Below are 11,689 nucleotides of genomic sequence, written 5' to 3' on the forward strand. Positions count from 1 at the left end.
AGGGCAATCCTTACGCGCTCACACAGCCAGTCCGTGCTTGTGCGCCACCCACCGCAGGGCGGCATATGCGCCGTCGAAATCCGCTTCGTCCAGGCTGCGCTGTATCGCTTCGGTATCCCATATCCCGAAGCTCGCTTCAAACTCCGCCGTGCAGGAGGCGAACAGCTCGATCGCCCCGGCGTTCTTGACACGCATCAGTTCGGCCAACCGCCGCAGCTCGTCGTGCCAGGTCCCGGGCTGACGCGGGGCGCCGGCGGCGGCGGCCACCGCCGGCAAGCTCAGGTCGAGCTCGGCACATAGTTCCGCCAGCGCCACATCCAGCGCGTCGAGCGCCTCGCCGGCGCCAGCCGGCACCAGCCGCTCCAGCTCGTCGGCCAGCCGGGCCACCCTTGCGGCGCCTATGCTTTCAGCCACCGCGCGCAGCGAATGCGCATGGCGTACCGCGGCGCTGTAGTCCTGGCGGGCGATCGCCGCCCGTATGTTGGCGGCGCCATCGCGCCCGTCCAGCCGGAACAAACGCAGCACCTTGAACAGCAACGCCTCGTCGCCGTTGACGCTATGGCGCGCGCGCGCCAGGTCCAGGCCGGCAACGTCGCAGGGTTGCGCCGACGGCGCTCCGTCTCGTTCGCGCCATCCGGCATGCATGCGGGTGGGAAGGTATTGTTCCAGCATGCGGTGCAGGTCGGCGGGTATCAGCGGCTTGCTGATGCGGTCGTCGAAGCCCTCCTCCTTGCAGCGCTCGCCTTCCTGGGCCATGGCGTTGGCGGTCATGGCGATGATGGGCAGCCTGTCGAAGCGCTCGTCCTGGCGCAGCCGCCTGGTCGCGACATGGCCGTCGAGCTCGGGCATGTGCAAGTCCATGAAGACCAGCTGGTAGTGCGCCGCGTCCACCGTCCGCAGGCGATCGATGGCGGCGTTGCCGTTGTTGGCGATGTCGACCTCGATGCCGCAGGCGACCAGCAGGCCGACAGCGATTTCCTGATTGATTTCGTTGTCCTCGGCCAGCAATATCCGCGCGCCGCTGAATTGCGGCACCGCCGGCCGCTGGCCGGCTGCGGTCCGGCGCTCGGGCGCAAACATCTGCAGCAGCGCATCGGACATGCTGGCCCGGGTGACCGGCTTGACCAGGAAACCGTTGTTGCCGGCCGCCTGCGCCGCGCAGGACGATTCGTCTTCGCCCGCGCTCGTCAGAAGCGCGGTCCTGATCGGTGCCGCAGCTTGCCGCATCAGTTGCGTGCCGCCCAGGTCGGCAAGTCCGGCGTCGGCCAGCAACAGGTCGAAGCGCGGTCCGGCATGCAGGCGGGACACGGCGTCGGCAGCGCTGTCGACGGCGACCGCCTCGATCCGCAGGCTGTCCAGGATGCCCAGCAGCGCAGCGCGCGCGGTGGCGTTGTCGTCCACGACCAGCACCCGCAGGCCGCGCAGCGTCGCCGGCAACGGCGACGCCGATGCCGCCGCTGGCGCGCCGGAAGCGCGCTCCAGCCAGAGCTCGACGATGAAGCGGCTGCCGGCGCCGGCCTGGCTTTCGACGCGGATGGTGCCGCCCATCAGGTCGATCAGGTTCTTGCAGATGCTCAGTCCCAGGCCGGTGCCGCCGAACTTGCGGGTGGTGGAACCGTCGGCCTGGGTGAACGCCTGGAACAGCCGGCCGATCTGGTCCTCCGCCATGCCGATGCCGGTATCGTGCACGCTGAACCGCAGCCGTACCCGCCCGGCCTGCTGCTCGAGCACGCGCACCGTCAGCCCGACCTCGCCGCGTTCCGTGAACTTGATCGCGTTATTGAGCAGATTCACCAGGACCTGGCCCAGGCGCAGCGTGTCGCCGCGCAGGTGGCGCGGCACGCTGGCCGGCACGTCGAAATTGCATTCCGGTGCCTTGCCCGTGACGCCGCCGCCGCTGACCGCCGCCAGGTGGGCCAGCATATCGTCGAGGTCGAAGTCGGCGGCCTGGATATCGAGCTTGCCCGCCTCTATCTTGGAAAAATCCAGGATGTCGCTGATGATGCGCAACAGCGAATTGCCGGCGTTATGGATTTTCTGCAGGTAGTCGCGCTGTCTCGGCGGCGACTCGCTGTTCAGCGCCAGGTACGACAGGCCGATCACCGCATTCATCGGCGTGCGGATCTCGTGGCTCATGTTGGCCAGGAAGATGGACTTGGCCTGCGTCGCCTCCTCCGCCCTGGCGCGGGCCGATTCGGCCTGCCGGAACAGCAACGCGTTTTGCAGCGCCGCGCCGATGTGGGCGGCGATGGTCTCCAGCACCCGCTGGTCGCTGGCCTTGTAGGCGCCGCCCGCGTCCACCCGCTGCACCACCAGCGCGCCCCGGGCCACGCCGTTGGCGATGATGGGAACGCTGAGACAGGACATCGCGTCATGCATCGACAACTCGCTCAAGCCGGTATCGATGACGCGGCTGCTCAGCCCTTCGCCCAGGCTGCCGCCATACCGCAACGGGGCCATGTCGGCGCCGGCGGTATAGGGGAAATGCAGCATGCCGCCATCACGGTCCAGCAAGGCGATATAGGTGATGTCGGCGCCGAACATGCGGCGCACCTGATCACCGACCAGGGCGATCAGCGTATCGAGGTCGAGCTTGCCAGCCAGCATCTGCGCCACCGCGTTGACCGCCGCCAGCTCGGCGTTGCGTTCGCTGGCCTCGCGGTGCTGATGCTCGGCCAGGGCCTTCTGCTGCACCACTTCGATGGTGCGCGCCGCCACCTCGCGTTCCAGCGCCGTGCGCTGCGCCGCCAGCTGCCAGATGCGCAACCGGTAGGCAGCGTACAGGGCGGCGGCGGCCAGTAGCGTCACGGCGGCGCGGAACCACCAGGTCTGATACCACCACGGCAAGACCTTGACCGGCATCTGCAGCGCGTGCTCGCTCCACACCCCGCGCCGGTTGGAGCCGCGTATCATCAGCCGGTACTGACCGGGCGGCAAGTTGGTATAGGACGCCACCCGGTGCGCCGCGTCGACGGTGGTCCAGTCGTGGTCGTAGCCTTCCAGCCGATAGGCATAGCGGTTCAGGTCGGGCGCCGTGAAATCGAGCGCTGCAAATTCGACCGCGAAACTGTTGGCCTCCGCCTGGACCAGCAGCCCGGCGGCCGCCGCGCCGTTGTAGCGGCCCGGCGGCACCGGCTTGCCGCCGAGCCGCACTTCGGTCACCACCACCGGCGGCCTCAGGCTCCAGGGCCGGTAGAGGTCCGGCCGCACGATGGTGATGCCGCCGCCGCCGCCGAACACCAGCTCGCCGCTGGCGGTGGCGACGCCGGAGTCGGCCCAGTAGGACGAGTACACCACCCCCTCCGCCCGGCCCAGCACCCCGATGGCGAAGGTTTCCGGATCGATGACGGCGATGCCGCCGTCGGTGCTGCTCCAGACGCGCCCCTGGCCATCCTCCAGCAGCTTGTCGATATTGGTGTTGGGCAGGCCCTGGGCGATGCCGAGACGATGGAAACGCCGCCGGCCGGCGGCGCCGGCCAGCATCACATCGATGCCGCCGCCGCTGCCGACCCACAGCCGCCCCCGGCGGTCGGTGAGCAGGGTGCTGACGTAGGCGTTCGACAGCGCGGCGACATCCTTGGGATCGTCGGTGATGCGCTCGACCACGGCGCCGCTGGCGATGTCCACCCGGTTCAAGCCGCTGGTGGTGCCGACCCACATGAAGCCGGGCGGTCCGGCCAGCATGGTCGTGACATCCTGGCCGGTGAGGCCTTCCACATGCCTGATTTTTTCCAGCCCGGTGCGGGCGTCGAAGCGCGCCTGGTACAAGCCGCCGGTGGAAGTCGCTATCCACAACAGGTCGTCGTTCCCGGCCAGCGCGCGAACGTACAGCCGGTTGTCCAGCCACGGCGCCGTGACCGGTGTGACGGTCTTGCCGTGCTCGTCCGCGCGATACAGGCCGGCCGGCGTCGCCAGCCAGACCACGCCCGTCTCGTCGGCGAGTTGCGTGGTGATGTTGATACGCTGGAACAGCCCGTCGGCGCCGGCGCCGCCGGGCCGCCATTTGCCGACAGCCTTCCGCTCGGGATCGATCCGGTCGATGCCCGGACGCGCAAAGCTGATCCACAGATGGCGCCCGGGCGTCTCGACAACGGACATGGCCTCTTCATTGGACAGGCCGGGCAGGCTGTCGCGCAGGCGCCCCAGCGACCTGACGGCCTCGGCCGGTTGATACTGGCCCAGGCCGCCGTTCGTCGCCAGCCACAGGGAACCGGCGCGGTCGGCGAACAGCGCGCCCACCGTGCCGCTGGCCGACTCGCCCGGCGCCGGCGCGTCGTAGCTGAGGCGCCGCAGCCGGCCGCTGGCGCGGTCGATGGCGACCAGGCCGCCGTCGGTGTAGGAACTGATCCAGATCTCGCCCCGGACCGGCTCGGCGATGCTGCCGACATTTTGCTTTCTCATCAGCGCGGCGGCCTCGCCGGTGTCGGCGTAGCGCCCGACCTGCCCGGTTCGCGGGTTCAGCACGAAGACGCCGTCGCCCGTGGTCCCTATCCACAACTGGCCATCGCTGTCCATGAGCAAGGCGGTGACGCCAGGGCCGTCGGCTTCGCGCACCGGCAAGGGCACCTTGACGAACGCCGATGCGTGGGCGTCCCGGCGCGCCAGGCCGTGCAGCGTTCCCACCCAGAGCGTGCCGCGCGCGTCATGGCACAGGGACTTGATGAGGTCCGCGGGCACACTGCCGCCATCCGCGTCGTCATGGCGGTAGTGGGTGATCCGGGTGTGGGCGGGATCGGTCGCGCCGGCCATATGATCGAGGCCGGTGTCGGTGCCGATCCACACGCCGCCGGCGTCGTCGCCGGCGATCGACGAAATGGCGCCGGCCGCCAGTCCGGCGTTCTTGTGGTTGTAGGTGACAAAGCCGTCGTCGTCCGGCGCATAGAGCGCCAGCCCCCCGCTCGCGGTCCCGACCCACACCCGCCCCTGGCGATCCGCATGGACGGTGGTGACATAGTTGTCCGGCAGCGAGCGGCCATCGGTCGGCGAAAAACTGTAGTTGCGGAAGCGATAGCCGTCCCAGCGCGACATGCCGCCCTGGCTGCCTATCCAGAGAAAACCCTCCCTATCCTGGTTGATGGCGGTGACGATGCTGTTGGGCAGGCCGCTTTGCACGCCCAGGGTGCGGAACATCGGCTGTGCCAGTTGCGACCAGCGTTCATCCTGCGTCCCGGCCGCCGCGGCGCAACCGGCCAGCACGCCCAGGATCAGGACGGCACTGGATAGGAAACGGTTCATTTGCATGTGGGGCGCCCGGACCGGCCGCTTACGCCAACGGCAGGACGACGGCGATGCGGGTGCGCCCGCCCGGCCGGCTGCTGATCGTGACCTGGCCATGCAGGTTCAGCACCCGCTCGCGGATGCCGAGCAGGCCGAACGTGTGCGGCCGCACCGCCGCCATGTCGAAACCGCAGCCGTCATCCTCCACCTGCAATTCGCAGTGGCGTTCGGTGCAGCCGAGCGTGACCGAGGCCTCGCCGGCGCCGGCATGGCGCGCCACGTTGGTCAGCGATTCCTGCGCGATGCGAAACACGGCGATCGCCTGCTGCTCGCTCAGCCGTCCCTCGTCCAGCGCCAGCGTCAGGCTGCAGTCGACGCCGCTGTGCCTGCGGAACTCGTCGACCAGCCACTCCAGCGCCGAGCCGATGCCCAGGTCCAGCACGCTGGGCCGCAGCGAGGTGGCGACATTGCGCACCACGCCGATGGTGCGGTCGACCAGTTCCGTCATGCCGCGCACCTGCTCGTTCAAGCCGGGCACGTCGGCGCCGAAGCGCACCCGCAGCAGCGCCGCCTGCATGCGCAAGGCGGTCAGCGATTGCCCCAGCTCGTCGTGCAGTTCGCGGGCGATGTGCTTGCGCTCGTCCTCGCGGGCGCTCTCGCGATGTGCCGCCAGCTCGCGCACTTCGGCCGTGCGCGCCGCGACCTGCAGCTCCAGGCTGTCCCGGTATTGCTGCAGCACCCGCTCGGCTTCGCGCCGTTCCTGGTTTTCAGTCGCCAGCAAGGCGTTCTGGGCGGCGAGCTGGGCCTGCATCGCGGCCAGCCGCAGATGGGTGGTCACCCGCGCCAGCACTTCCTCGGCCTGCAGCGGCTTGGTGACATAGTCGACCGCGCCGGCCTTGAAGCCGGCCAGCTTGTCGGCCATGTCCTTGAGCAAGGTCATGAAGATCACCGGCACGGCGGCGCCCGGCCCGCCGCCGGCCTTCAGGCGCCGGCAGACTTCGAAGCCGTCGATGCCGGGCAACATCACGTCCAGCAGTATCAGGTCGGGCGGCGCGAACGCCACCCGCTGCAGCGCTTCGTCGCCGCTCTGCGCCACCGACAGGCGCAGCCCCTGCTGCTTGAGCATCGCCACCGTCAGCGTCAGGTTGACCGGCGTGTCATCGACGATCAGGATGGTGCGGTCGCGCAAGTCTAGCGGCATGGTCATGATGTACTCCAGCGTGCAAGCCCAATGCGGGCATGCTGAAACGGATCAGTATGCAGTAGCGCCAAAAGGTTTCCTATCGGATATTCTTGATATGCCCGTAGTCCGCGTCCAGGCCGGCGGTAGGGAAATCCCTACAGTTCAACTGCCCAGCGCGTGGTCTATGCCATAGCGCAGCATCTCGGCGTTGCTGCGGAAGCCCATCTTCTGCATCAGCCTGGCCTTGTGGGTGCTGACGGTTTTGTTGCTGATCGCCAACTCGTCGGCGATCTGGTTCACGGTCTTGCCGCAGACAAACAGCCTGAAGATGCTCAGCTCTCGGTTCGACAATTGCTCGTGCGGGTGTTCGCCCTGTCCGGCTTCGCTGTCGAACACCATCTGCTCGGCCAGGCCGGGATCGATGTAACGGCCGCCGGCGGCGACCTTGCGTAGCGCTATCAACAGGGTTTCAGGGTCGCCATCCTTGGTCATATAGCCGTTGGCGCCGGCCTTCAGCGCGCGCCGCACCACCAACGCCTCGTTGTGCATGCTCAGCACCAGGATGGGCAGCTCGGGCGCGTGGGCGCGGATGCGTCCGATCAGCTCGATGCCGCTGATGCCGGGCATGGACAGGTCAAGCAACACCAGGTCGCACTGCACGGTGCGCAGGCTCTCCATCACCTGCCCGCCATTGGTGGCCTGGGCCACCACCGTCACGTCGCCTGCCAGCCCAAACAACTGCAACAGGCCGCCACGGACGATGGCGTGATCATCGGCGATCAAAATTCGAATCATGAAATGGCACTGCTTTCCAGAAAAAATCCATGTGGACAGTAGTGATCATGCTACCAGACAACGCGCGCCCTGATCGATTCACTGTTCCATCGTGACAACAACCAGCCAGGGGCGCGACCGCCGGTGGCAGCAGCATGCCTTGACGGTCGGATGTTTGCTATCGGGCATTCTTGAATGTGCTGTAGGGCAGTCGCAATGCGACGTCAGGAAATCCCTACCTCGCCATCGGCGCCGCACTATGAAACGGCGCCCTTCCCAGGCGGCGCCGGCGGGCCTGAAAAAAAATGCCGCGCCATGCAGCCGATTCGATGAAATACAACGGCTTGCAAATGGCCGCAATTTCCGCTTCCCGTATCGCCGGCGGTTGGACTAATCTAGCGCGCCATATATCGGAGTTTTGTCATGAAGATCGCTAATTTGAAAATCGGTGTGCGGCTCGGGGTAAGCCATGCGCTGCTGCTGTCGCTGCTGGCCGCTGTCGCGCTGTGCGGCGTGCAGGGGTTGACGCGCGCCAACGGCGCCTTGCATCACATCGCCGATGTCAACAGCCAGAAAGTACTGCTGCTGGAACGCATGGCCACGCAGACCCATATCGTGGCGCGCGTGATCCGCAGCATCGCGCTACTGCAGGACCCCAAGGCGGCCGCCGTCGAGTACAAGAAGATCGACGCCGCGCGCAATGCCTATGAGGCCGCCGGCGCGGCGCTGGAGCGCATGCCGCTGGATGCGGACGGCCAGCGCCTGATCGCCGAAATCAAAAGCCGGCAGGCCGTCACCCGGCCGTTGAACGAGCAATTCCTTTCCATGAGCCACGGTAATCGCGAGGAGGCGGTCGGCTTCCTGTTGAGACAGGCCGGGCCGGCCAATGCTGCCTGGCAAAACGCCATCGATCAACTCATCGAACTGCAGGAAGCCAAGAGCCGGCAAGACGAACTGGAGGCCGAGGACGCTTTCCGGCATGCGCTGCGGCTGATGCTGGTCCTGGCCGTTTCCGCCCTGGCGCTGGGCGCCGCCGTCGCCTGGCTGATCACCCGTTCGATCACCACCCCGCTCGCGCAGGCGGTCAAGCTGGCCCGGACGGTGGCCTCCGGCGACTTGCGCAGCGAGATCCCGGTCGGGGCCGGAGACGAGACCGGGCAGTTGCTGCTGGCGTTGGGCGACATGAACAACAGCCTGGACGGCATCGTCAGCCGGGTGCGCGGCGGCGCCGACACCATCGCCATCGCCTCGCGGGAAATCGCCGACGGCAATCTGGACCTGTCCAGCCGCACCGAGCAACAGGCCAGCGCGCTGGAGGAAACGGCGTCGTCGATGGAGGAACTGACCAGCACCGTGCAGCAAAGCGCGGAGCAGGCGCGCCGGGCCCACCTGATGGCGCTGGCCGCCACCGAGACCGCGGCCAAGGGCGGCGCGGCGGTCGCCCACGTGGTCGATACCATGGGCGCGATCAACGCTTCGTCGCACAAGATCGTCGAGATCATCGGCGTCATCGACAACATCGCTTTCCAGACCAACATCCTGGCCTTGAACGCGGCGGTGGAGGCGGCGCGCGCCGGCGACCAGGGGCGCGGCTTCGCGGTGGTGGCGGGCGAAGTGCGCGGCCTGGCGCAGCGCTCTGCCAACGCCGCCAGGGAAATCAAGACCTTGATCGGCCATTCGGTGGCCGAGGTCGACAAAGGGACCCAGCTGGTTGCCCAGGCCGGCGCGACGATGGACCAGGTGGTCAAGAGCATCAACGATGTCAGCGGCATCATCGCCGAGCTCACCCTGGCCAGCGCCGAGCAAAGCGCCGGCATCGAGCAGATCAACCAGGCCGTCAGCGAAATGGATCATGTCACGCAGCAGAACGCCGCGCTGGTCGAGGAGGCGGCAGCGGCGGCGGCCAGCCTGCAGGAGCAGGCCGACGGCCTGACGCGGATGGTGGCGGCCTTCAAGACCACGGCCGCGCCGTCCGGCTACGGGGCGGAGCTCTCGGACGCCAGCCGCTCGCCGCACTTGGCCAAGGCGGCGCGCAGCTCGCGGACCTTGGGCGGCTTGCTCAGGACATGATCGACGTTGACCGGCTCGTCGTCGCTTTCGGGGATCAGGCGCTGGCCCCAGCCGGTCAGCAAGATCACGGGGACCGTGGGCGCAACGCGCTTGACGGTCTCGGCCACCTTGCGGCCGTCGACGTAAGGCATGCCCAGGTCGGTGATCACGATGGCGTAGCCCTGCCCCGCCGCCTCCGCTTCGCAGAAACGGTCGATGCCGGCCTGGCCGCCGTCGGCCTGGGTGACGTCGTGGCCGTCCAGCCGCAGTATATTGCCCAGTGACGCCAGCACCGTCGGATCGTCGTCGACGATCAGTATCTTCAGGCGCGACGCCGGCTTGAGCGTCGGCTCCGGCGTGGTCGCCGCCTGCGCCGTCGCCGCCACCGGGAAGTACATCCTGACCGCCGTTCCGACGTGCAGCTGCGACGAGATCACGATGCGGGCGGAATGCCGCTCGATCATGCCGTACACGGTGGCCAGGCCCAGCCCGGTGCCGCGCTCGCCCTTGGTCGTGAAGAACGGCTCCAGGCAGCTGCGCTGCGTGGCCTCGTCCATGCCGGTGCCGGTGTCCGCGACTTCGACCAGCACATGCGGCCCCGAGTCGTCCTCCATCCGCGCGATATAGCAGGTGCGCAGCGTCGCCGTGCCGCCGTCGGGCATGGCGTCGACCGCGTTGAAGATCAGGTTGGTCAGCGCCTCGCGGATCTCGCCCTCGACACCGAGGATGGCCGGGATATCCCGGCCCAGGTCCTGCCGTATCTCGATGACGATGCCGCGCTGCTGCGGCATGTCCGACCAGCGCGCCCGCGTCAGGTCGACGGCGTGCTGCAGCATCAGGTTGACGTTCACCGTGCTCAGCATCAGCTGCGGCTCGCGCTGGCGGTAGAATTCGCGCATGCGCGCCACCGTCGCCGCCACGTCGTCGATGGCGCGCTCGATGATCTGCAAGCAGGCGCGGCCGTTCTCGCTCAGGCCGGGCTCGGTCTCCAGCAGCGACTCGGCGTACAGGCCGATCGGCGAGATGGCGTTGTTGATGTCGTGCGCGATGCCGCTGGCCATCTGGCCGAGGGCGCGCAGCCGCTCCTGCTTGGTCACCTGCACCTGGCTCTGGTGCAAGTCGTCGTAGGCCTGCTGCAGCGCCCCATACAGCTTGGCCTGGTTCGCGGCCAGCGCCACATGCTCGCTGAGCTGGCGCAGGAATTCGCAATCGGTGCTGGAGAAGGCGTCCTTGCTGCGGCGGGCGACGATCAGCACGCCGAACACCGTGCTCTCGGCCAGCAGCGGCGCCAGCACCATCGAGGCCAGGCCGCCTTTGGCCAGGCGCTGCGGGAAAGGAAAGCCGGAGCCGGTGATGTCGGGCTCATACACCAGTTTCCCGGCTACGCAGCGCGACAGTCCATTCTGGTCGATCGCGATATGCGCCGCCTCGCCCATCGCCAGCGACATCGACAGCTGGTAGCTCTGCACGCCGACGCAGCTGACCACCAGCTCGCCTTCCGCGTACAGGCAGATGGCGCCGAAATCGATCGGCAGCTGGTCTTCCAGGCTGCGCACCACGACCTGGAAAATGCTGCGCAAATCCTGGCGTTCGCCGATCGAGCGGGTGATCTGGTGGAGCAAGCTCATGCGCTCAAGCTGCGCCAGTACCTTGCGCTCGGCCGCCTGCCGCTCCGACACCTCGGCCTGCAGCGCGACATTGGCCTGCATCAGCTCGTTGCGCGAGACGGTAGTCAGCCGCAGCCGGTCGACCATGCTGTCGAAGGAGCGCGCCAGGCTGCCGATCTCGTCGTCGGAGCGCACATCGAGCGCCAGGTCCAGATGGCCGGCGCCCACCACCTCGGTGGCCTTGTGCAGGCGCGACAGCGGGCCGGTCACGCTGCGGATGGTCAAGCCCATCGCCCCCAGCACCACCAGCAGGATCAGGCCGCCAAGCAGCGCGCCCGCCGCCACCGAATCGTTTTGCGCCGCCAGGATATTCTCGCGGCTGAGCCGGGCCAGGTCCTCGGCGTCCGACATCATGGACTGCGCCCGGTTCATGATCAGGCCGGTAAGCCTGGCTTCCAGTTCCTGCAGGATCTCGTGCCGTTCCGGCGTGCGCTTCAATTCGGCTTGCAGGCCTTGCAGCTCATCGAACAGGCTGGCCAGCGACAACTGGCGCTCGCGCAGGCCGCGCAGCAGCGCCAGTTCGGCGTCGGCGTCGAAACTGCCATCGTCGGCCAGCAGGCGCTGCAGCGATTGCTGGCGCTGCAGCCATTGCTGGCGGGTGCGGTTCTGGTGATGCTGCACGTACTCCAGCGACAGATAGCGCAGCGACGACGCGGCGCGCAGCACCTCGCTGGTCATCTCGGCCTTGGCGACCTCGTGCCGCATCTGCAGCGTGGTCCTGGCGAAGATGGCCGCCATGATCGCCAGCAGTACGATGCAGATGATCTGCGCAAACTTGAGGCGGGTGGCTATCTTCACG

Annotated in this window: 5 protein-coding genes; 1 reads left to right on the forward strand and 4 read right to left on the reverse strand. The window is 67.9% G+C overall.

Going from position 1 to position 11,689, the window contains the following annotated elements; translation table 11 throughout:
* Positions 1 to 18: 18 nt before the first annotated feature.
* From ACEN9F_RS02645 to ACEN9F_RS02655, 3 genes are all read right to left on the reverse strand, one after another.
* Entirely contained in the window at positions 19 to 5,235 is a 5,217-nt protein-coding gene (locus tag ACEN9F_RS02645; protein ID WP_413417546.1) for a two-component regulator propeller domain-containing protein, read from the reverse strand.
* Between the two features lie 28 nt (positions 5,236 to 5,263).
* Positions 5,264 to 6,424, reverse strand: coding sequence for a response regulator (locus ACEN9F_RS02650; protein WP_413417548.1), 1,161 nt, complete (start codon positions 6,422 to 6,424; stop codon positions 5,264 to 5,266).
* Positions 6,425 to 6,562: 138 nt separating this feature from the next.
* Positions 6,563 to 7,195 carry a response regulator transcription factor gene (locus tag ACEN9F_RS02655; protein WP_413417549.1) on the reverse strand — a complete coding sequence of 211 codons (633 nt, stop codon included), beginning with the start codon at positions 7,193 to 7,195 and terminating at the stop codon, positions 6,563 to 6,565.
* A 402-nt stretch (positions 7,196 to 7,597) separates the two neighbouring features.
* Here ACEN9F_RS02655 and ACEN9F_RS02660 point away from each other — a divergent pair, with 402 nt between their 5' ends.
* Positions 7,598 to 9,244: a methyl-accepting chemotaxis protein gene (locus tag ACEN9F_RS02660; RefSeq protein WP_413417551.1), complete on the forward strand. Its 1,647-nt coding sequence runs from the start codon at positions 7,598 to 7,600 to the stop codon at positions 9,242 to 9,244.
* Here the strand turns inward: ACEN9F_RS02660 and ACEN9F_RS02665 are convergent.
* Positions 9,151 to 11,688, reverse strand: coding sequence for an ATP-binding protein (locus ACEN9F_RS02665; RefSeq protein ID WP_413417553.1), 2,538 nt, complete (start codon positions 11,686 to 11,688; stop codon positions 9,151 to 9,153). The two genes, ACEN9F_RS02660 and ACEN9F_RS02665, sit on opposite strands and share 94 nt — an antisense overlap.
* Position 11,689: the final 1 nt, after the last annotated feature.

It is taken from the genome of Duganella sp. CT11-25 (genome assembly GCF_047302815.1).
Taxonomy (GTDB): Bacteria; Pseudomonadota; Gammaproteobacteria; order Burkholderiales; family Burkholderiaceae_D; genus Rugamonas.

Bases quoted from the DNA above. Each gene is read 5' to 3' on its own strand.
- ACEN9F_RS02645 (WP_413417546.1), bottom strand. From the start codon at position 5,235: ATGAACCGTTTCCTATCCAGTGCCGTCCTGATCCTGGGCGTGCTGGCC.
- ACEN9F_RS02650 (WP_413417548.1), bottom strand. From the start codon at position 6,424: ATGACCATGCCGCTAGACTTGCGCGACCGCACCATCCTGATCGTCGAT.
- ACEN9F_RS02655 (WP_413417549.1), bottom strand. From the start codon at position 7,195: ATGATTCGAATTTTGATCGCCGATGATCACGCCATCGTCCGTGGCGGC.
- ACEN9F_RS02660 (WP_413417551.1), top strand. From the start codon at position 7,598: ATGAAGATCGCTAATTTGAAAATCGGTGTGCGGCTCGGGGTAAGCCAT.